This is a genomic window from Cellvibrio sp. OA-2007 (assembly GCF_000953825.1).
In the GTDB taxonomy this organism is placed as follows: Bacteria; Pseudomonadota; Gammaproteobacteria; order Pseudomonadales; family Cellvibrionaceae; genus Cellvibrio.
In genome coordinates this window covers 17472-40108 of the sequence record NZ_BBUL01000080.1, presented here as the reverse complement: position 1 = coordinate 40108, position 22637 = coordinate 17472, and the positions used below count along the sequence as shown (strand labels likewise).

General features: G+C 50.6%; 18 protein-coding genes. 6 read left to right on the top strand and 12 right to left on the bottom strand.

The genetic code is table 11. The features are described 5' to 3' along the window. Positions 1–23: 23 nt before the first annotated feature. On the top strand, positions 24–1445 hold the full coding sequence (gene lpdA, locus AWU77_RS05520) for a dihydrolipoyl dehydrogenase (RefSeq protein ID WP_062060134.1): 1422 nt from the start codon (positions 24–26) through the stop codon (positions 1443–1445). A gap of 66 nt (positions 1446–1511) precedes the next feature. Here the strand turns inward: lpdA and AWU77_RS05515 are convergent, their stop codons facing one another. The 6 genes from AWU77_RS05515 to gmk all read right to left on the bottom strand — a co-directional run bounded on the left by AWU77_RS05515 (position 1512) and on the right by gmk (position 7489). Beyond that, entirely contained in the window at positions 1512–3287 is a 1776-nt protein-coding gene (locus tag AWU77_RS05515; protein WP_062060132.1) for a S9 family peptidase, read from the bottom strand. Further along, positions 3284–3508, bottom strand: a complete 225-nt coding sequence (locus AWU77_RS05510) for a hypothetical protein (protein ID WP_062060130.1) — start codon at positions 3506–3508, stop codon at positions 3284–3286. Before AWU77_RS05510 ends, AWU77_RS05515 begins: the two co-directional genes overlap by 4 nt. A 208-nt stretch (positions 3509–3716) precedes the next feature. Beyond that, positions 3717–4100, bottom strand: a complete 384-nt coding sequence (locus AWU77_RS05505) for a RidA family protein (protein ID WP_062060128.1) — start codon at positions 4098–4100, stop codon at positions 3717–3719. A 191-nt stretch (positions 4101–4291) separates the two neighbouring features. Next, positions 4292–6406 carry a bifunctional (p)ppGpp synthetase/guanosine-3',5'-bis(diphosphate) 3'-pyrophosphohydrolase gene (locus AWU77_RS05500; RefSeq protein ID WP_062060127.1) on the bottom strand — a complete coding sequence of 705 codons (2115 nt, stop codon included), beginning with the start codon at positions 6404–6406 and terminating at the stop codon, positions 4292–4294. Between the two features lie 75 nt (positions 6407–6481). Next, positions 6482–6733 (bottom strand): DNA-directed RNA polymerase subunit omega, encoded by a 252-nt coding sequence (gene rpoZ, locus AWU77_RS05495; protein ID WP_062060126.1) that lies wholly within the window; start codon positions 6731–6733, stop codon positions 6482–6484. A 138-nt stretch (positions 6734–6871) separates the two neighbouring features. Then, positions 6872–7489, bottom strand: coding sequence for a guanylate kinase (gene gmk / locus AWU77_RS05490; protein WP_062060124.1), 618 nt, complete (start codon positions 7487–7489; stop codon positions 6872–6874). 216 nt (positions 7490–7705) lie between these two features. On the opposite strand from gmk, the gene AWU77_RS05485 reads away from it, so the two are divergent. After that, positions 7706–7948, top strand: a complete 243-nt coding sequence (locus AWU77_RS05485) for a hypothetical protein (protein WP_062060122.1) — start codon at positions 7706–7708, stop codon at positions 7946–7948. A gap of 39 nt (positions 7949–7987) precedes the next feature. Here the strand turns inward: AWU77_RS05485 and AWU77_RS05480 are convergent, their stop codons facing one another. The 6 genes from AWU77_RS05480 to AWU77_RS05455 all read right to left on the bottom strand — a co-directional run bounded on the left by AWU77_RS05480 (position 7988) and on the right by AWU77_RS05455 (position 16983). Then, complete coding sequence (locus AWU77_RS05480) at positions 7988–9154, bottom strand: TRAP transporter substrate-binding protein (RefSeq protein WP_062060120.1); 1167 nt, start codon at positions 9152–9154, stop codon at positions 7988–7990. A gap of 125 nt (positions 9155–9279) precedes the next feature. After that, the gene (uvrD, locus tag AWU77_RS05475; protein ID WP_062060118.1) at positions 9280–11508 is read right to left on the bottom strand and encodes a DNA helicase II; all 2229 of its coding nucleotides are present in this window, start codon (positions 11506–11508) and stop codon (positions 9280–9282) included. Between the two features lie 103 nt (positions 11509–11611). Beyond that, positions 11612–11959 (bottom strand): hypothetical protein, encoded by a 348-nt coding sequence (locus AWU77_RS05470; protein WP_062060116.1) that lies wholly within the window; start codon positions 11957–11959, stop codon positions 11612–11614. A gap of 198 nt (positions 11960–12157) precedes the next feature. Continuing rightward, positions 12158–12988 (bottom strand): CPBP family intramembrane glutamic endopeptidase, encoded by an 831-nt coding sequence (locus AWU77_RS05465; RefSeq protein WP_062060114.1) that lies wholly within the window; start codon positions 12986–12988, stop codon positions 12158–12160. Positions 12989–12990: 2 nt separating this feature from the next. Continuing rightward, a complete protein-coding gene (locus AWU77_RS05460; RefSeq protein ID WP_084618106.1) occupies positions 12991–14529 on the bottom strand; it encodes a serine hydrolase in 1539 nt (512 codons plus the stop codon). Between the two features lie 273 nt (positions 14530–14802). Further along, entirely contained in the window at positions 14803–16983 is a 2181-nt protein-coding gene (locus tag AWU77_RS05455; protein WP_062060112.1) for a di-heme-cytochrome C peroxidase, read from the bottom strand. Positions 16984–17275: 292 nt separating this feature from the next. On the opposite strand from AWU77_RS05455, the gene AWU77_RS05450 reads away from it, so the two are divergent. The 4 genes from AWU77_RS05450 (at position 17276) to AWU77_RS05435 (ending at position 22603) form a co-directional block, all read left to right on the top strand. After that, positions 17276–17593, top strand: a complete 318-nt coding sequence (locus AWU77_RS05450) for a DUF4156 domain-containing protein (protein ID WP_062060110.1) — start codon at positions 17276–17278, stop codon at positions 17591–17593. 296 nt (positions 17594–17889) lie between these two features. Next, positions 17890–19953 (top strand): polyphosphate kinase 1, encoded by a 2064-nt coding sequence (ppk1, locus tag AWU77_RS05445; RefSeq protein WP_062060108.1) that lies wholly within the window; start codon positions 17890–17892, stop codon positions 19951–19953. 21 nt (positions 19954–19974) lie between these two features. Further along, positions 19975–21933, top strand: coding sequence for an RNA-binding domain-containing protein (locus AWU77_RS05440; RefSeq protein ID WP_062060104.1), 1959 nt, complete (start codon positions 19975–19977; stop codon positions 21931–21933). Between the two features lie 178 nt (positions 21934–22111). Further along, positions 22112–22603 carry a helix-turn-helix domain-containing protein gene (locus AWU77_RS05435; protein WP_062060102.1) on the top strand — a complete coding sequence of 164 codons (492 nt, stop codon included), beginning with the start codon at positions 22112–22114 and terminating at the stop codon, positions 22601–22603. Positions 22604–22637 lie beyond the last annotated feature (34 nt).

Below are 22637 nucleotides of genomic sequence, written 5' to 3'. Positions count from 1 at the left end.
TAACCTGTTAAGGAGCAAGCAAGATGGCAACAATCAAAACCCAAGTGGTAGTTCTCGGCAGTGGCCCCGGCGGCTATTCCGCCGCCTTTCGCGCCGCAGACCTCGGCCTGGATGTGACCTTGGTAGAGCGCTACTCCAGCCTCGGCGGCGTCTGCCTCAACGTAGGCTGCATCCCCTCCAAAGCGCTGCTGCACGTGGCGGAAGTGATTAATGAATCCCACCATGCCGGCAACCTCGGCCTCAGTTTTGGCCCAGTTACCCACGACCTCGACAAGGTGCGCGGCTATAAAGATTCCGTGGTTAGCAAGCTGGTTTCCGGTGTTAATGCCATGGCCAAAGCGCGTAAAGTCAACGTGGTGACAGGCTATGGCAAGTTTGTTAGCGATCACCAACTGGCGGTGGAGTCAGGTACCGAAACTACCCTGATCGACTTTGAACACGCGATTATCGCCGCTGGTTCACGCAGCGTAAAACTGCCCTTTATCCCCGAAGATCCACGCATTTTTGATTCTACCGGCGCGCTTGAACTGCGCGATGTACCGGCGCGGTTATTGGTGATTGGCGGCGGTATTATCGGATTGGAAATGGCGACTGTGTATGAAGCCCTGGGCAGCAAAGTCACTGTAGTGGAATTTGCCGATCAACTGGTGCCAGCCGCCGATAAAGACCTGGTCGCCGTTTACAGCAAATACAACAAAGACAAGTTTGAAGTACTGCTATCCACCAAGGTGGAAGCGGTCAGCGCCAAACCCGAGGCGATCGAAGTGGCCTTTAGCGGCGCCAATGCGCCCGCCGAACCACGCCAATTTGACGCCGTATTAGTGGCAGTCGGGCGGGTGCCCAACGGCAAACTGATCGACGCAGAAAAAGCCGGTGTTGAGGTGGATGAGCGCGGTTTTATCAAGGTCAATGCCTTCTTACAAACCAATGTGCCGCACATTTACGCTATTGGCGATATCATCGGCCAGCCCATGCTCGCCCACAAAGCCACCCATGAAGGCCACGCCGCCGCCGAAGGTGTCGCCGGTCATCCACACGCGTTTGAACCAATGGCAATTCCCTCCATCGCCTACACCAACCCCGAACTCGCCTGGGTCGGCCTGACCGAAAAAGAAGCCAAACAGCAGGGGCTGGATTTCAAAACCGCCGTATTCCCCTGGGCCGCCAGCGGCCGCGCCATAGCCGCCGACCGCAGCGAAGGCAAAACCAAACTTATCTATGACGCCAAAACCGATCGCCTGCTCGGCGCAGGGTTAGTCGGCGTACACGCGGGTGAATTGCTCGGCGAACTCACCTTGGCGCTGGAATTTGGCGCCAGCGTGGAAGATATAGCCCTCACCATCCACGCCCACCCGACCTTACATGAATCGGTTGGTCTGGCGGCAGAATTGGGCGTGGGTACGATTACCGATTTACCTAACCCCAAAGCGACTCTGAAAAAATAATGTCCATATCATGAAAAATAAAAAGCCCGAGCAGAAGATTCTGCTCGGGCTTTTTTGTTAATCCCATTAATTACCTGCTACAGCTTTTGCTTTTTTAACCGGTAAACACTGGTCTAAAAATGTATCCATCGCACGGAAAGTATCAATACGATTTTTTTCGTTTAACAAATAATGATCTTCACTCGGCAACTCCAAAAAGGTCACTTCTTTTTTAGCTTTTTGTAGCGCGTCGCGCATTTCATAACTTTGTTGTATTTTAACCTGGCGATCATCAGTGCCGTGCACCAACAACACGGGCACTTTAATTTTATCGGCAAAATTAACCGGCGAAATTGCGCGCAACGTCGAATTGTCATTTCCGATTTGTTCGTCCACCACATTGTAACTGCGCCAAAATGCACGATTGTCTTTTACCAAGTCAAACACGTTAGACACACCGTTGACGCTGATTGCACAGCGATAAAAGTCCGGAGTTTTTACTACTCCCATTAAAGCGGCATAACCACCATAGCTTGCTCCCACAATCGCGATGGCATTAGGGTCGGCTATGCCATCAGCAATTAATTTTCGCGCACCGTCTTCAATATCATCCTGCATCTCCTTGCCCCAGTTTTTCAAGCCAGCATTACGCAACTCAATACCTTGGCCATCGGAACCACGGAAGTTCATCTGCAGCACAGCATAGCCTTTATTGACAAAAAACTGTGTCCAATAATCAAAGGCGTCATTATCACGCGAGATTGGCCCGCCGTGTGGGAATAGCAACGTGGGTAAATTTTTGGCAGGTTGATTTTTGGGCGTGGTTAAATAAGCCTCAATTTTCAACCCATCTCTCGCCTTGTATTCGATCTGCTCGGTTTTGCTCAGCACTTCGGGAACTAATTTTTTGTAGCTATAGGCCACCGCCTCTAATTTAATCGGATTAGTTTGCCCTAAATAATAAGTACCTGAATCTGTACTACTTGTGGAGAATACTAAAAATTTTTGCTGATCATCGGTAATCGAATAAATGTAATTACGATTACCTGGAATTGCTTTATCAATTTTTGTTTGTAGAGTTTGCAATTCTTTATCGAAAAAATAGGTTCCACCTTGCTCCATGCTAGTCACACCAATAACTGCATCATTCAATGGCGAATATATCAGGTGCCCCTTTACATCGTAGGTGGGGTCAGCGAGAACTAATTCCCGTTTTAAATCAGGATCTTTCAAATTAACCTTAAATATTGCCAGACGTTTTTGGTGGTAGGCGCGGATATAAAGCACGTTGGGATCCTTATCAAATCCCAAGGCTTCTACTCGCTCTTCAGAAAAAATACTGTATGGCCACAGCTCTCGCCAGTTCCCAGAGTTGGCATCTAGCACTTTTGTTGATTGAATCCCTTTATCATCGTTGGCATGCCCTAATCTAACCTGATGGTGTTGATCGGTTATCCAATCACTTACTTCTTTTTGCGCGGGATGATAAACGCTGGCTTTTTGTGTTTTGATATTCACTTTGTAAACAATGGGCTCACGCCAGTATCCAATATCCACTCCTGGCATTTGCATTAAAATATGTTCAGGATCATTGGGTAACGTGTCCACCACATAATCACGTATTGGTGGCAATACGTTGTAACGGCGCAAAAATGTGCGCGTAAACGGCTCAGTAACTTCACCGGTTTCGGTATCTATAATCATCAAATGAAAATCACGGGTTTTAAAACGAACCCGCTGCGCATTAACAACAGTGTCACGTTCGGAAGGGCTAAATACACCAACCAATAACGTCTTGTTATCTTTCCAGCTCAACCACCTCATAAAAAATTTAGAGTTATCGGTGAACAAGGCAATTTTCATTTTTTTGTGGCCAGATCCAACACATGTACGCCAACGCCTTGAATGTCGCCAACATTAATTCGGGCGTTATAAGCGAGTGTCTTGCCATTAGGCGATAACACTAAACGATTCACATCTGGCAGTTGGGAAAAATCTTCTGTCGCAAGTTGAGTTGTTGCAGAATTGGTTGCCGAAAACAAAGCAACGCACATAATGAATAAATAACGAAAATAAAAGCTCATAGATAATCCTTTTTACCCTGGCTATAGCCCACTTAATTTTTATATATGCAATCCCATTCAGCGTTTTAAAAACGACAAAATCACATGCGCAACTACAATAAATCACCTCTCTTTATTCAACAAGTTTTCAATACCTAGTTAGCAATCAAAACCTAAAAAAAATGCCCGACGAATCGAGCATTTTTATAAGTAAAAAAAGCGTGATCGCTTAAATCACCATAATCCCATCAGCTTCAATCAGTGCGGCGCGGGGCAGTTGGTTGATACCTACCGCAGCGCGGGCGGGATAGGGTTGCTGAAAGTATTGCCCCATCACTTCATTTACGACTGGGAAATTGGCCAAATCAGTCAGGTAAATGTTGAGCTTAACTATGTCCTTCAAACTGCCGCCGGCGGCTTCGCATACGGCGGCCAAATTTTTAAATACCTGATGCGCTTGCGCGGCAAAGTCGCCTTCAACCATTTGCATGGTTTTTGGGTCGAGCGGAATTTGGCCGGAGAGGTAAACCGTATTGTTGGCTTTTACGGCTTGGGAATAGGTGCCTATGGCGGCGGGGGCGTTATCGCTGTGAATAATAGCTTTATTGGTCATGGAAGAACCTTTATCGGTGTTTTTTCAAAAGAAGGAAGGGCGAGAGTATAAAACAAAATCTCCTTTGATCCTCTTATTTCAAAAATCCCCCTCAATCCCCCTTTGGCAAAGGGGGAGGATATATTTCACTCCGAAACCACATTTACAGGGAGTCAGGCTCCTCCCTTTGAAAAAGGGAGGCGGGGGAGGGATTAGTTTTTACTGCGATTGACCCGAATCACAAAACCCAGGTTGCGGATGCGGCGCATGATGTTGGCGAGGTGGATACGGTTGTGCACGCCGATGCACAGATGAATCACACTGTTGTGGGCATCGCGCTCGTGTACGTTGATATGTTCGATGCTCGCGCCCTGCTCGGTAATCCGAGTGGCGAGGGTGGCGATAATACCCCGGTCGCTTTCCACTTCCACCCGCACATCCACCAAAAACTCACCACTGACTGTGGCAGCCCAGTTTACCTGGCTGATTTTGTCGGGATAGTTGCGGATTTCGGCAATATTGCGGCAGGTATCCTGATGGATTACCAAGCCTTTGCCAGAGCTGACGTGACCGATAATCGGGTCACCCGGAATTGGGCGGCAGCAGCGCGCGAAGCTGATCATCATGCCTTCGGCGGCATCGATTGTAATCGCCGAGTTGAGCGTACCGGGTCTGCCTTTCACATCCGCATCTGGCTGCAGCAATTTGATCAGCGAATAAACCACTTTGTTGCCAAGGCCAATCTCTTCGTAGAGTTTGTCCATGGATTCCAATTGCGCGCCCATCAGCAATTTATGCTGCTGCTCTTCGCTCAAATGCTCCAAATCTATATGGTTTTCTGCCAGCGCGCGGCTGAGCATGCGCTTACCGAGAGTAACTGACTGGTGATGGCGCTGATGTTTGAGGTAATGACGAATCGCCGAGCGCGCCTTGGCCGATACCGCAAAATTGAGCCAGTTGGGATTAGGCTGGGCGCCCTGTGCGGTGATGATCGCCACCTTTTGGCCGCTCAATAGCGGCTGCGACAGCGGCGCCATGCGCTCATTGATACGGCAGGCGACACAAGTATTACCCACATCGGTATGTACCGCGTAGGCAAAATCGACCGGTGTTGCACCGGTGGGCAACTCGACAATTTTGCCTTTCGGCGTAAATACATAAACCTCATCGGGGAAGAGATCAATTTTGACGTTTTCGATAAATTCGAGGGAGTTGCCCGCATTTTTCTGCATTTCCAGCAGGCCTTGCACCCATTGGCGCGCGCGGCTGTGGCTGGCGTTGATTGGTTCATCGCTATTAGATTTATAGAGGAAATGGGCGGCGATACCGCTGTTGGCCATTTCGTCCATTTCCTTGGTGCGGATTTGCACCTCAATCGGCACGCCGTGCATACCCACCAGCACAGTGTGCAGCGATTGATAGCCATTGGCTTTGGGAATGGCGATGTAATCTTTAAATTCGCTGGCGACGGGTTTGTACAGGTTATGCACTACACCCAGCACGCGATAACAGGTGTCCACCGTGTCCACAATGATGCGGAAGGCGTAGACATCCATAATTTCTTTGAAGAATTTTTTCTTCAGGCGCATCTTTTCGTAGATGCTGTACAAATGCTTTTCGCGGCCAATGACAATTGAGTTGATATTTTCTTTGAGCAGGCGCTTTTCAAAGGAGGTTTGAATCTGCTCAACCAATTCCTTGCGATTACCGCGCGCGGTTTTCAACGCCGCTTGCAAGCGGGTCGCGCGCAGTGGGTACATGCAGTAGAAACTGCGGTCTTCCAACTCCAAACGCACTTCATTCATGCCCAAACGGTGAGCAATCGGCGCGTAGATTTCGAGGGTTTCTTTGGCGATACGGCGTTTTTTGTCGGGCGGCATGGCGCCCAAGGTGCGCATGTTGTGCAATCGGTCGGCGAGTTTGACCAAGATCACACGCAGGTCATTGGCCATGGCCAAGGCCATCTTCTGGAAGTTTTCCGCTTGTTTTTCCGCGTGGGATTCAAACTCAATCTGGGTGAGTTTGCTCACGCCATCCACCAAATCTGCCACTGAATCGCCAAACTGACCGGCGATGGCTTTTTTGCTGATGCCAGTGTCTTCAATCACATCGTGCAGCATGGCCGCCATCAGGCTTTGATGGTCCATATGCATGGTGGCGAGGATGTCGGCAACCGCGAGGGGATGGGTGATATAGGCTTCGCCGCTGCGGCGTTTTTGGCCGTCGTGGGCTTGTTCGGCGTAGAAGTAGGCGCGCTTCACCAAATTAATTTGGGAAGGTTCCAGATAAGACGAAAGCCGGTGGCTCAAAGCCTCTATGGTTTGCACGTCCCTCTCCAGAAATCACGCCAGACAACAGACCCGCCGGGGAAGATAGCGGGTACTGGCAGAAAAAAAATCGACTTAGATATCGTTTTCGTACACACGCTCTGGCTTAGGTTGCGGCAGAGTGTCTTTTTCCAACAGGATGCTCGCATCAATAAAACCTTCTTCGATTTCGCGCAGTGCGATAACGGTAGGTTTGTCATTTTCTGGGGCAACGTGTGGATCTTTGCCGCCGATAGCCAATTGACGTGCGCGTTTGCTGCCAACCATTACCAACTCAAAACGGTTATCAACGTGATCCAAACAATCTTCAACGGTAATACGTGCCATAACTTTGTGTGCTCTACTTTCTATGGATGATCTAGGGCGCTGGGAAATAGGCGCTTGGGGGTTAATGCAGCTCAGCTGCAGCCCGGTCGGCTATTATGCGTCAGCAGCAGCAACTATGCCAACCGCGCGTGACTAAATTTAAGCCAATAAGTCTTTCAGTAGCTGACTATGGCGCTCCGCCTGCCGTGCAAGCCGGATATGTTGACTGGTAATCAGCGCCTGAAACTGCGCCAGCGCGACGGTGAAGTCGTCGTTGATGATTAAATAATCCGCCTCGACATAATGGGACATCTCGCTAATCGCCTCACTCATGCGTGCATCGATCACCGCTTCATCATCTTGCCCACGGCCGGTCAACCGCTGGCGCAAACAGGCCAGTGACGGCGGCAGGATAAACAGGCTAACCGTATCCGGCATCAACTTGCGCACCTGCGCAGCACCCTGCCAATCGATTTCCAAAATCACATCTATACCCTGCTTAAGCGTATCCACCACCCACTGCTGCGAAGTGCCGTAGAGATTGCTAAACACCCGCGCATGTTCGAGAAAAGCACCCTGTTCCAGCATAGATTCAAACGTCGAGTGATCGACAAAGTGGTAATTCACTCCGTCGATTTCACCGGGGCGCATAGGGCGGGTGGTATGGGAAACAGAAACGCAGACTTCTGGATTGGATTTCACCAGCGCGCTGACCAGACTGGTTTTGCCAGCACCCGAGGGCGCAGAAACGGTATAGAGGGTGCCAAGATTAGCCATGAAAGAACCTTAATCAGCAGTGAGTGGAGGCGGCATTCAATTGATGGGGGAAATTATGGCACAGCTTGCCGGAACTCACAGCCAAGGCGCCCAAGTTCTGCAACCAATCGATGGAATTCACTGCGCGAAATGACATCGCCGAGCGAGCAAAAGGTCATAAAGGCACATTAATATGGCATAGTAAGCCACACCCACAGATCAACCCTTGAGTTATTTATGTTGCGCCAATTACTCTCCATCACCCAAACCGCCGAACGTTTGCGCGTGCGCCCCGACTATGTGCGTGAACTGGTGGCAAAAAAACGCTTAAGTTTTACTCACGGTGAACAGTTGGATGCCGCCCAGGTAGAAAAGCTGGCGCGATTGATGGACAAGTTGCGCAACAATGGTATTGCCACGCTGGTGGAAATTACCGCTCAAGATGAGGCGCAAAAGGGCGAGGAACCTAGCGAACAATAAGCTCGCGCCCGAGTCATCAAGCGCGAGCGTTTAATCGTGTTAGTGCCGTTGCGTTTGTTGTTCGCGCACTTCGTAGTAGGTCTGCTCAGAAATTTTTTGGTAGGCCGCCGAATCTTTCATAAACGCTGAATAAGAGTCGTACACCTTTTTAAATTGCGGATCTTTGGCCGCCTGCTCCGCGTATACCTGCTGCGCTATTTCATAAAAACGCTGCAACACCTCATCCGGCAATTTGCGAATTTGCACACCCTGATTTTCCACCAACTCCTTCAACGCGCGGCTGTTGTGCGCGGTGTAGCTGTCGAACATATCCTGACTCATCGCACGGGCGGCATAAGTCACAATCGCCTGCAAATCCTTGGGCAAATTTTCAAACGCGGTTTTGTTGATGATCAATTCCATCGACGGCCCCGGCTCATGCCAACCGGGGTAGTAGTAGTATTTAGCGATCTGCTGAAAACCAAAGGCCAAATCATTTTCCGGCCCGACCCATTCAGCCGCATCGATTACACCGGTCTGCAGCGCGGTATAAAGTTCGCCACCGGGAATATTCACCGAGGTGCCACCGGCGATATTAAACACTTCACCGGCCAGACCGGGGATGCGCATTTTTAAGCCGCGCAAATCCGCAACAGAATTAATTTCGCGATTAAACCACCCCGCCATTTGCACACCGGTATTGCCCGCCGGAAAGGGGATTAAATTGAACGGCGCGTAAAGTTCGCGCCACAACTCCAAACCGCCGCCGTGATTGATCCAACCGTAAAGTTCCTGCGCGTTCATACCAAAAGGTACAGAGGTAAAAAATTGTGCCGCGGGCACTTTGCCGCGCCAAAAATAACTGCCCGAATGCCCCATCTCCACACTGCCGGACGACACCGCATCAAACACCCCCATGGCGGGCACTAATTCATTGGCGCCATAGACATGAATTTGCAAACGCCCACCGGACATCTCATTAATCACCCGCGCAATATTTTCCGCACCCACCCCTAAACCGGGTGTATTTTTCGGCCAGGAAGTCACCATTTTCCAATGGTATTGTTGGGTAGAAACACTGGCGGATGCTTGTTCAGCTGCCGCCTCTTGTTGCAGCGCACCTTTAGGTTTGGATTTCTCCAATACCAAGGCCGCAAAAGTCGCGGCAAACAGCGCAATCAAAACGATGATAACCAGCGGATACCAATTGATGGATTTATTGTTCATGGTGTTTGATTCGTAGCTCCTGCGTTTGGGCACTTCGTATTATTGTATTTTTTGTGTAGCCAAATTTGCTACAAATGTAGCTGATTTGGCTACATTTGTAGTGGCGGGCTCATCACCCTTAAGGTTTACAGCCCCTGCAACTTCGCATATTGCATCACTAACCGCTTGATGCCAATTTCGGCGAATTTCACTTGAATCACCGCGTTGGGGCCGGTGCCTTCAAATTGCAAAATCACGCCTTCGCCAAACATGGCGTGGGTGACGCGCTGGCCGAGGCGGAAGCCGGTGTCTTCACCGGTTTCGTACATGGGGGCGCGTTTGGAGGCTTGGGTTAAGGCCGGGCGATTAAAACTCACCGGACGGGTAACCGCGGTTTTTAAACGGACTTCTTCGATACAATCTTCAGGAATTTCTTTCACAAAACGGGACACCGCGTTAAAGGTTTCATTGCCGTACAAGCGACGGGTTTCAGCGTAACTGATAAATAACTTTTCCATAGCGCGAGTGATGCCCACGTAACACAGGCGTCGCTCTTCCTCCAATCGATCCGGGTCGTCCGCCGACATTTTATGCGGGAACAAACCCTCTTCCACACCGGCTAAAAACACCAGTGGAAATTCCAACCCCTTGGCCGAGTGCAGGGTCATTAATTGCACTGCATCTTCAAATTCATCGGCCTGGGTTTCACCGGCGTCGAGCGCGGCGGTGTCTAAAAATTGTTGCAGCGGCGTGAGGCCGTCATCATCCTCTTCTTCGGCATCAAATGCGCGGCAGGCGGTAATTAATTCCTGCAAGTTTTCGCCACGCGCCTGACCTTTTTCACCTTTTTCATTTTGATGAAAGGCCAGCAAGCCGGTTTCATCCAATACCTGTTTGGCAATCATATCGAGCGAGGCGGTATCGCCGTGGATATCAATCGCGTTGGCATCCTGTGCGAGCTTTTCAATCAAATTTAAAAAGGATTGCACCGCGTTGCCGGCGCGCGCGGCAAAGACCCGCTTGGCTACCATTTGCTCTGCGGCCGCCCAAAGCGAGCAGCCCTGTTCGCGCGCAAACAGGCGGATATCGTCAACCGTTTTGCCGCCTATGCCCCGCGTGGGGGTATTAATAACCCGCTCAAAACCGGCATCGTCATGGCGATTGCTGATCAGGCGCATGTAGGCCAAAGCATTTTTAATTTCGAGGCGATCATAAAAGCGCTGGCCGCCGTAGATGCGATAGGGAATCGCCTCGCGCAGCAGCGCCTCTTCCAATACCCGCGACTGGGCGTTGGAGCGGTACAAAATGGCGATGGTTTTCTTCTCGCGGCCTTTGCGCGCCCACTCCTGAATACGCTCAACAATAAAACGCGCTTCGTCCTGCTCGTTGTAGGCGGCGTAGAGCGAAATCGGGTCGCCCTTGTCGCCTTCTGTCCACAGTTCTTTGCCGAGGCGGCCGTAGTTGTGTTTGATCACCGCGTTGGCGGCTTTGAGAATATTGCCGGTAGAGCGATAGTTTTGCTCGAGGCGATAAGTGGTGGTGTCGGCAAAATCCTGCGAGAAGCGTTGGATGTTTTCGATTTTTGCGCCGCGCCAACCGTAGATCGATTGGTCGTCGTCGCCCACTGCCGAAACACAGGCGGTTTTACCGGCGAGCACCCGCAGCCAGGCGTATTGCACGCTATTGGTATCCTGAAACTCATCGACCAATACAAACGGAAAGCGCTGCTGGTAGTGTTCCAGAATGTGCGGTTTGTGCAGCCAGAGTTCGTGGGCGCGCAGCAGGATTTCGGCAAAATCCACCATGCCGCCGCGCTGGCAATCTTCTTCGTAGGCGCGATAAATCTGCAGCATAGTGCGCACAAACGGATCGCCCGAATCCTGAATATGCTGCGGGCGCAGGCCTTCGTCTTTTTGCCCGTTGATATACCACTGCGCCTGTTTATGCGGCCATTTGTTTTCGTCGATATTAAGCGCTTGGTAGACCCGCTTGATCAGCCGCAACTGGTCATCGCTATCCAGAATCTGGAAGTTCTGCGGCAGTTTTGCATCCTGCCAATGGGCTTTGAGCAGGCGATGGGCAAGGCCGTGGAAGGTACCCACCCACATGGTGCGGCTGTTGATGTGCTGGCCGTTCTGCGCGAACAACTCATCCAGCCGCGCGCGCATTTCACGGGCGGCTTTATTGGTAAAGGTCACCGCCATAATCGAGTAGGGCGATACTTTTTCCACCTGGATCAGCCAGGCAATGCGATGCACCAATACGCGGGTTTTACCACTGCCAGCACCGGCGAGAATCAACTGGTTGCAGGCGGGGGCGGATACCGCTGCGCGCTGGGCATCGTTGAGAGAATCTAACAGGAGGGAAACATCCATAACCGGTGCCAGTAAAAAATGAAGGGCAATTTTACTGGCTAGATATACATATGGCCATCTTTGTTTTTACTGGGCGGATCAGCGGGGCAATCTTGCGGGTAAATTACTTGGTGTTGTAGCTCTTGGCGCGGACTAATAACACAGCGAGCAATGCACCGATCAAGACTAAGAGTGGCGCTGATTCAGGTATTGCACTCGCCGTACGCGTTTGGTTGACCTGAAAACCCGCGCCTGGGGTGTTGGTTGCGGGCGCGGAAACGCTATGATTCCCAACCGTTACTTTGCCTTCCGCTGCAGTCATCTCAACAAAAACACAGTCTGCACTCGCGACCAATTCCAACCTTAAGGATTTACCGCAGTCGAGCATGGATGCATTGGCTGCCGCTGCCATCATCAACGCACTCAATACCAATACAATATTGATGCTTACCGCCTGATTGAGGTGTTTCATATCCTTTCCTCACATGGGTATGTTTATGGGGTAACTGTGACTCTAGCAGCAAAAATACGTGATTCAAGTCTCACTATTTCGGCAAAATCCCGGCAGTTAGTTTGCTTATTTGTATGTTTAAGCGACAAGTCATTGATTTTGCTGGGGTCCGCCAGCGCAGCGCAACATTGCATTTAGCAGAAAGTTATAAGAGGAAAATCAGAAGGGAAAAAACGATCCAGGCAGTTCTTGTTTACGCAGCAGTGCGGCTATATCCATACTCAATGCCACCCCGGCGTGCACCAAAACACCGCCCCAAATAGAGCGAGATTGCAGCGCGAGTATGCCGAGAAACAGGCCAAACAAAATTGCCCCGGTTGCTTCCAGCGCCAACTTGGGCAGGTGAATCATCATATAGGGTACACACATCACCCAAATCGCATTGGCGCCAATGGCGGGGCGCAGGGCATTCACCATAAACCCGCGAAAGAAAAATTCGAGAAATACAAACTGGCTCATATAGAGCAGTTCCCACAGCAGAAAATCCAACCAGCTGCGCCCGGCGTTGCGATAAAACGGGTAGTGATTGACAAAATCTTCACCAAAACTTACCAGCACCACAAACACCAAAATCGGGCTGAGCAGCAGCAGATAACCGCGCCAGTGTTCACCCACCTGATTCCAGCGCCAGCCAAAATCCAGCATGGATTGTTTGAAGCCATAACGAATCACCAGCCAGGGCAACACAATAAAGGTGAGCAGATGGCACAGCGTCCACCAGAGATAACCGCATAGCTCTAACCAGCCGCTGGCCTGTAAGCGCGGCCAGTAACCCGCATCCAACCAACCCAACAACAACTGCAGATTTTGCGAGAACTTGGCGTAGTGGAGTACCAGCAAACTCACCGACACGCAGGCCAATACCCAGATCACCCGGCGCAGGGCGGCAGGGCGATCCAGCGTATAAGAAGTCTCCGCCCGGTCGATAGCATCGAGCGCGCGCAAAATCTGGCGCGGATGCAAGGCAGCAGTAAGGGCGGTGAATTTCATCGCTATTTTTTCTTCTTGGCGGCGGCACGCGCGGCAACCTGGGCGCGCTCGTAGCTATCGATAAATTTAAAGATTACATCGCGCGCGAGACGGGTTTCGGAGTTGGATAAGAACACCATGCCGATTTGCAGGTCGCGATTAAACACCATCTCGGTGCGGAAGCCTTTTACATGGCCACCGTGATGGATAAAGTTTTTATAGCGCCCGTAATCAAATACGCGCCACCCCATGCCGTAAGCCGTATTACCCACCGCTTTGCGCACGCCATAATAGTTTTGCGCCGGGGTATTTTTAGTCACCCGCGACTGGATCGGGTTGAGTACCGCAAGCGGCAATACATCCTGACGTTTGCCCATTTGCGCCAGCAAAAAGCGCGACATATCGACAATACTGGCATTCACCCCCGCCGCTGGTGCCACGCGATACCAATTGCCCACCACGGCGGTAGGCACCCAGCGTTTGCCATTGGTGATATGGGGCGCAGCGCGGTTGGGTGAGGCGTTGTAGCTGGCCAAACCATAGGACGCCGTGCGCATACCCAGCGGATCAAATACTTTCTCTTCGGTGTACTGCTCGAAACTCTTGCCGGATTTTTTCTTGATCATATCCCCCGCCAAACTGAAGGACACATTCTGATAGGCAAAACACTTACCCGGCGGGCAGACAAAATTGACATAGCGCAAGCGCGCGACTGAATCGGCGAAGCTTTTGCCCGCATCGATATAGTGGCTGTAAGTGTGACGCGGCAACCCTGAAGACTGAGAGAGAATATGGCGTAAGGTGAGCTGCTTGCCGTAGCGCGCATTGCTGAAGGTCACTTCAGGCAGTACCGAGGTGACGGGGGTGTCCCAACTGATACGCCCTTCGCTCACCAACACACTCGCCGCCGTTGCCGCAAAGGATTTGGATAAAGAGGCGAGGCGAAACACTGTGTCCGGAGTCACTGTTTCGCGGGTGCCAGCGCGGCGCACACCGTAGCCGTTGAGGGATTTAATCTGCCCGCCAGAGACAATCACCACCGCCACACCCGGGACAAAGGGGGCGATTTTGTGGGCCACGTAGTCTTCAAATTCCGGCACAAACGCCTCCGGATGCCCAACCGGATAACGCGGCGCCTTTATCGGCGCGGTAGTCACCTGCGGAATATTGATCGCTGCTGGTCGCGCCTCTTTAACTGCCGCCACCTTTTTTTCAGCCCCAGCTACGGCGGCAGTTGCTGCAGCACTCTTAGCGCTGGCACTGGCGACGACAACTGCAGCAGCGGAGGAAGCGGCCGCCGACGCCACCGCAATTGGCGGCGGCGATTGGGTAAATGTCATCGGCTGGATTTTGGGTGCGTAGGTGTTCTGCGCCGCACCAAGCGAACTGGCAGCAGCACTAGCTTGCTGTTGAGTCTGTTGTTGAAACGGCAGGGCGATGGGCACAGTGACCCGTTTTTCGCCGTTTGCCTGCACCACTGGCACCACCAGTAATACCCCTAGAGCAGCGCCGGTGACAAGGCGCACCCATGAGTAAACATTCCTACTTATTGTTGATCGCATAACCAAACAGCTAACTCGTTAAGGGTCAGTAAGTGATGACCATAAAAATTGGGGGCAACTAAAAAATGCGATCTTTACTGCTCATCTTTGATGCTTTCCAGCATCAACAGATACAAGAACGCCACTTTTGCCCTATTCCCAGTACAGGTGATAAGACAAAAAGTGGCGTTATCGTTCCTTTGATTACACTCTGGCTTGTGTGTTAATCAGGCTTTCACCTAAAAAAACACTGCAGGGTGTAAAAATCCAGCATGCGGATCTATTTAATGATCGCTACAAGGTTTTAATGTACTCAACCAAATCCCAGCGCTCCTCTTCGGTCAGTGGCTCCATTTTCACGCCATTGACCGCCGGTGCATTGGCGGTTCCGTATTCGTGACCGCTGTTGTAATCCCCGCGCTTGTCGGCTTTGAAGGTAAAACCCTCGTAACCTTCGGTGCGCAGGCCCACTTTGACCGGATCAAACTCGCGGCTGCCCACTTTAAATTCGTTCGGGCGATAGTGCCCATCAGCCGGGTCATTAGCGCCTTTTACTGGCAACAACAGGTCATAAATGCTCGGTACTGAACCGTTGTGCAAATAAGGTGCAGTTGCCCAAATGCCATTGAGTGAACGCGCCTTGTAGGATAGCAGCGATTGGTAGGGCGATGCGGTGGTATCCGGTTGATAGTTGCCGGATTTTACACTGGCTTTGATTTCATTATCAAAGAAGGATTTCGCCAACATATACAGCCAATCCAGCGCGCGGCGCGGCCACCATTTATCCGGATCCGGTGCGGTAGTGACTTCACCCATAGTAGTAGCCGTGAGAATCTGCACCACCGGCGCCTGATTTTTTATCACCAGTGAACCCACGCTCTCACTCTGGTAGGTATTTTTAAAGTTGCCGGAGTAGCCTTTGTAGTTGACGCTGTTCTCCGCCATAGCGCGGTCGGTGCCCACTACATCCAGACTCGACATATCGGCCACCACAATCCGGTCGTGGTCGGTGCGGTCAATCACCTCGTGGCAGGACTCGCAATACTCGGCGTAGAGTTGACGGCCACGGCGCACTTTTTTGGCATCGATTTGCCACTCAGGCAATTTGCCAAAAATCTCATTGGCGATTTTTTGCTGGGCGTTATCGGTTGCCAGCGTCGGCCAGACGGGTGAGGTGAGGCTGGCGAGATGGGTTTCCAGACGCGACAGGTTTACCAAGTCGATAGAGGAAGTGAAGTCGATTTGGTAACTCTTACTTTTTTGCCCGGTAATAAACGATGACAAACTCCAGCCGCGCTTGTGTGCGGTCCAATCGAGAATACCAAACACCCCGATCACTTCACCGGTATTGCGCCCCAGTGGGCCAACCCCGGCATTGGCAGCCAGACCGTTCCACTGCACATAATCCGATTGCACTATGTCCCACAAAAATGGGTAGCTCACCGGCGCGTTAGGCTCGTTAAATATCTCTGCTTTGATGCGATTCATATCGCTCATCGCCAACCCGGGGTAACCGTCTTTAGTGGACATTAACCGGTCGATGATTTGGGCAAATTGCAGGTCGCCAATAATGGTTTCGCTGATACCTTCCAGTACTTTGTCTACCTGTGTTGGCGTCAACAAATCAGCTTCGGCATCACCGGCTTTGGTCATCCCCAACAGTACGTCGCGCACTTGATTACGGCTGATCACATGTTCCAGCACGCGGTTGTAAATACGGCCAAAGGCATCCAGCCGCGCATAACCATAGGCAACTTTCGAGTCGTTAATGTTGTTGTAAAGGCGAATTTTGCGCGCCCAGCGCCGCAGATCAGCCTGCACGGTTTCGGCATTGTTATAGGTGTTATTCAGCTCCAATACCTTGGCCACAAAACGCTGGTTTTTTTCGCTGTCAGCCAGGGCTATATCCATACTTTTTTGCAGCTCGGTGAGAAAACCCACCATATCAGCCATAGATGAGCCACCATCAATACGCAGTGCCGTGCCCTTATAATTCACCTGCCCGGTGTGACAGGCTGCGCAGGTAAAACCTATGTAATCATTGCCTTTGTAGGTCTCTTTTACAAAACCCACCGGCAGACCGTCCGGGTTAAAAAAAGTGGGTTTTTGCGGTAGGTAGCGATACTTATCGATAAGGCTGTTAGCGCGAAATGGCTCTTTGGAATCCGCCTGTTCCAGCGCGATAAAAAAGTCGTAGGGCATTAACGCCGAGCCTTGCGTGGTGTTGTAGTACCAGAGGCTATCGTTGGCGGTCCAACCCTGATCCAAATAAATGGGGGTGGAATAGCTCTCGCCAAAAGCGCCGTTTTCAATCGCAATGGCGCCGCGCTCCGGGTCATCATCCCAACTTTGGTAGAGTTTGCCGATTAGCAGGGTGATGCCAAACGGGATGGCGAGAATGATCAGCAGCTTGGTCAGCCGCCACAGATTGTGTCGGGACAATAGATTGCACAGGCCAGCGTTGAATGCGCCCATAGGGTTAACTCCTCTTTAGCGGTTTTCCTATTGGTAAACTTTTTATTTTGGTAGATCAGTTAATGATAGTGGTGGATACCTTATCGGGGTTACAGCAAAATCAACCGCTGCAACGTAAGTAATCGCTCGCTAAAGATACTACTCATGCCCGCGAATACCAAAAAAAATTATTACCGCGTATTACACCAAAAGACTTGGCTAGCCGCAGCTTGCAACTGGATCGCCATAGGATTAGTGTATCCGCGAGTTTTTTGCCCCCCTGATTATGCTTGATCACTACCGAGGAATTACCATGAAAAAAACCACCCTTTTACTCGCCGCCATCGTCAGCCTGACCAGCGCCTGCAGCTGGGTAAAAGTCAGCGAACAAGGCGCCAGTGTCGCAGTTGCCAATGCCGGCAATGTACGTAGCTGTGAGAAAGTGCGCACTGTGAATGTGAAAGTAAAAGACAACTTTGTTGGCTCAATGAAACGTTCACCAGAAAAGGTAGCGACTGAATTGACCAATATGGCGCGCAACGAAGCTAGCCAATTTGGCGGCGACACAGTAGTGCCTGCAAGCTTGGTACAAGATGGTCGCCAAAGCTTTGATGTGTACAAGTGCAACTAAGCTAAAAAGAGTATCGTCACTCCCGCATGCGGGAGTCCAGCGTTTGATCTCCCTCAAAAACCTATGGATCCCCGCTGCGCGGGGATGACGACTCCCCTTCCACCGGGTTAAATACCTTTAATGGAGCGAATAATTTCCTATCCCTCCTCCTTTACTTCCCATGTTTGACTAAGTCTCCGTTACGCTTAAAACTTTGCTAGTGTTAGCACTGGGCATTGGCTGTCTTATTTCTGTCACACAATTGCCATAATCTGGCGCGATATTGCTCCACACGAATCAGTTTAACGAGGTACAAGGTGTCTAACGCCTATTTCAATCGCGAGCTGAGCCTGCTCGAATTTAACAAACGTGTCCTCCATCAAGCTTACAATCGCAGCTTGCCACTGCTGGAGCGGCTGCGCTTCTTAGGCATTTTTTCCACCAACCTCGATGAGTTTTTTGAAGTGCGCGTCGGCGGTCTGGTTGAAATTCTGGAGCGCAACGCACCGCCCACCCAGGGGCCGGATGGCTTGACCCAAACCCAAACCCTAAACGAAATTTCAGTGCGCGCCCACGCCTTAGTGGCGGAGCAATATGCCATTCTCAACAACGAAATAGTGCCGGAAATGCACGCGCACGGCATTCATATCCTGCGCCGTGAAGAGTGGACAGAGGCGCAAATCCAACACCTCAAGCAGGTGTTTTTATCCGATGTATTACCCGTACTCAGTCCGATTGGTTTAGACCCGGCGCACCCGTTTCCACGCATTCTCAATAAAAGTTTGAATTTTATCGTCCGGCTGGATGGCAAAGACGCCTTCGGGCGCAACTCCGGCCGCGCCATAGTGCAAGTACCGCGCTCGCTACCGCACATTATTGAACTGCCCGCCGAGTTGAGCAGCAATGGACGCTGTTTTGTGTTTGTCTCCTCCATCATTCACTTTTTTATGGCCGAAATTTTTGTCGGCATGACGGTGATGGAAAGCTATCAGTTCCGCCTTACCCGCAACTCGGATATTTTTCTCGACGAAGAAGAGACTGAAGACTTACTGCGCGCGGTACAGGGTGAACTCGCCTATCGCCAATATGGCGACGAAGTGCGGCTAGAGCTGACCGATTCCTGCCCCGCCGAACTGGAACAATTTCTCTTACAGCGCTGTGAAATTAAAGAGCGCGATTTATACCGCATCAACGGCCCGGTCAATTTGAATCGCTACGGCGACTTGTTCGATCTTATTAAAGATCAACAGTATTATTTCAAACCGTTTGTACAGGCCATGCCGAAGCTGCCCAAGCGCACCAATTCTTATTTTGAGGTGCTGCAAAAGCAGGATATTCTGCTACACCACCCCTTTGATGCATTTCAAGGTGTAGTGGATTTTTTGCGCGAAGCCGCCGCCGACCCTCATGTATTGGCGATTAAACAAACTCTCTACCGCACCGGCACTAATTCCCCGATTGTAGATGCACTAGTCGCCGCCGCTAAAGCGGGCAAAGAAGTAACCGCTATTGTGGAGTTGCGCGCGCGTTTTGATGAAGAGCAAAACGTGGCACTCGCCGAGCGCTTGCAGCGCTACGGCATTCATGTGATTTACGGTGTTGTAGGTTTTAAAACTCACGCCAAAATGATTTTGGTAGCGCGCCGCGAAGCAGACAAGCTGCGCTATTACGTGCACATGGGCACCGGCAACTACCATATGCGCACCAGCAAGCTCTACACCGACTACGGTTTGCTCACCTGCGACAAAGAAATCGGCGAAGATGTGTACCGCATCTTTTTGCAATTATCGAGCATGGGCAAAGCCTCCAAAATGGATGCGCTTTTGTACGCCCCCTTCACCCTGCACAAAGGCATGGTGAAGCGCATCCGCACCGAAAAAGAAAATGCCGAACAGGGCAAGCCCGCACGCATCATTGCCAAAATGAATTCACTCTACGATGAAGAATTGGTAAACGAACTCTATGCCGCGTCACAAGCGGGAGTGCAAATCGATTTGATCGTGCGCGGCGTCTGCCAACTGCGCCCCGGTGTGGCAGGCATGTCCGACAATATCCGCGTGCGCTCGATCATCGGCCGTTTTCTGGAACATCACCGCGTGTTTTATTTCGAAAATAATGGCAACGCCGAATTATTTTGTTCAAGTGCAGACTGGATGCTGCGCAATATGTTTCACCGGGTCGAGACTTGTTTCCCGATCAAACACAAAAAAATTCGCGACCGCATTATCGAAGACCTAGCCCTTTACCTGCGCGACAACACCCACGCTTGGTTGCTGCAGGAAGACGGCAGCTACACCCCCACTCATCCCCAAAAGGATGAAGATGCAATAGACGCCCAAGCCATTCTGCTGGAACGCTGGTCGGCGCATATTGGTAGTTAATCATATCGCTTCCTAACCACGATGTTGCGCATAGATCCTACTCATCACGGCGGGATCTATGCTAGCGTGCACCTTATCGCCAACGATAAAGCACAGCTGAATCTATTTATGCTCAATATTGAATCTCTCGAAGACATTATCGCCATGCGCGAAAGTGTTGATGTGGAATGCAAACTCGCTATAGGCCGCGATGGTAAAGGTGCGTTACCTAACGACATCTGGGAGACCTACAGCGCATTTGCCAACACAGCAGGCGGCGATATTTTTCTTGGGCTTAAGGAAAAACAAGATCGCACCTTTGAGTTTCAAGGTGTAGAAAACACGCAGAAAGTACTGGATGAACTCTGGAATGGCCTAAACAATTCGCAAAAAATTAGCTGTAACCTATTGTGCGAGCGCTGGGTAAAGGTGATTACACTGGATGGAAAATCACTTATTCAAATTCACGTCCCGCAAGCTAACCGCAAACAAAAACCGGTATTCCTGAATAACAATCCCATGACCGGTACTTTCAAGCGCCTGAATAGTGGCGACATGAAACTCAGTGGCGAAGCTGTGCGCCGTATGTTGGCGGAGCAAATCGAAGAGAGCCGCGACGCCGAGATTCTGAAAGGTTACGGGATGAGCGATTTAGATATCGACAGTTTTAATGCCTATCGCAATATGTATAGCGCCCGCCAACCAGACCATCCGTGGAACAAAATTGATGCTCAGGAATTCCTATATCAAATTGGCGCCTGGGGTCGAGACAGGGAAACAGGCAATAACGGTTTAACTCGTGCAGGGTTATTAATGTTTGGTCAGTATCGTCCGATTATGGAAGCCTTTCCTAATTACATGCTCGACTATCAAGAGCGTCCTGAAGCAAAAACTGAAGCGCGCTGGATTGATCGTTTGGTGCCCGACGGCAGCTGGTCGGGAAACCTGTTCGATTTTTATCAAAAAGTAATCCGCAAACTTACTGCTGATTTAAAGGTTCCGTTCAAACTGGAAGGCGATCAACGACAGGACGATACCCTGGTACATAAAGCGCTGCGTGAAGCCCTTGTGAACTGTTTGGTGCATGCGGATTACACCGGCAGAGCCTCTATTCTTGTCGTTAAACGCCCCGATATGTTTGGCTTTAGAAACCCTGGCAATATGCGTGTTCCTATCGAGGGAGCGGTCATGGGTGGCAGCAGCGACTGCCGCAATCGCGCCATACAAAACATGTTTCGCTATGTGGGCTTGGGAGAAAATGCGGGCTCAGGTTTACCCAAAATTTTTGATGGCTGGAATAGCCAACATTGGCGCAAACCCTTACTGAAAGAAAAATCTGACCCCTCAGAACAAACCTTATTAGAACTACATACCTTAAGTTTGGTGCCAAACAAAGTATTGTCAGAATTGAGAGAACAGATAGGTGCGGACTGTTTTGATAAGCTTTCTGAAAATGAGCGCTTGATACTAGTGACTGCACATATTGAACGCACAATTGACCATGCGCGCATGATGTCGGTACTGAATATCCACCCGCGTGACCTATCGGCCATACTTTCTAATTTAGTGGAAAAAAAGCTTATTTATCAAGAAGGTAACGGTCGTGGTACAGTCTATTTTCTGGCCGAAGCACGCCTGGATGATGCCTATCGCGAATTGGAGTCCGGAATAATCGCCAAAGGTCCGAACCTTGAGTCCGGACCTTTGCTGAGCTCCGGACCTGTGGAAAATCAGTTGCTCGCAATCGCAAAACCTATCGCGAGCCGCAAAAAGGCGACCGCCGCTGAAGTACAAGACACAATAGTGAATTTATGTGCAGTGCGCTCCCTGCGACTTGAAGAGCTGGAAAAATTGCTAAATCGTAGCGGCGAATCACTACGCAAAAAGCATCTCCAGTATTTAATCAAAGAAAAAAAACTAAAACTGAAATACCCAACTAAACCCAATCATCCACAGCAAGCCTACATTACACAAATTGAAACGCCTCCTCACTTATCCTAAATAAGGTGAAAAAGGCATCGATGCCCAAGTGATCTGTTAGAACGCTGGTCGACGCATATTGGTAATTAACCTCAAGGTGAGCTTACAAACTGTAATTGGCGGGTAATTTGGCGGCAGCTGTCGTCACCGACAGTGCTTTAAGTGGTCTAGTTTGGGGGTGTCGCAACCGGAGATAGACATGCTAATTCGGAAACTTAGAGAAGATAGGGGTATTTCGCAGGAACAACTTGCTGAAGCGGCTCATTTAAGTCTTCGCACCATTCAGCGTGTTGAAGCGGGTCATCGTGTGAGTTATGCATCGCTTCGGGCTCTGGCGGCGACATTTGCTATCAATGTCGACTTACTGGAACGGGAGCTATATGCAATGAACAGCACAACAGATGAGTATAACGAGAGACCATTATGGGTAAGGCTTATTCTGGGGCTGCCGTCCTTAAGCCGCTTGGGGCGCCCCGAGCTGATAAGGCATGAGGCATTCCTGGTTGCCTATGCGCTTTTTGCCTATGCCGCATCCTTTATTGTCGCGCGCGTAGAGTTTCCGTTTTTGGGTTTAACCACCGTCGATGCGCTGTATTTGAGCGCTTTCTCGGCTTTGTTCGTGGCCTACCTTGCCGCTATCTCATTGCGCCTGCGCGATAAATTTAACGCATGGACAGCACACTCATCCTGAACCCTTGGGTTGGGCAGCAATGCCCAACAGCAAA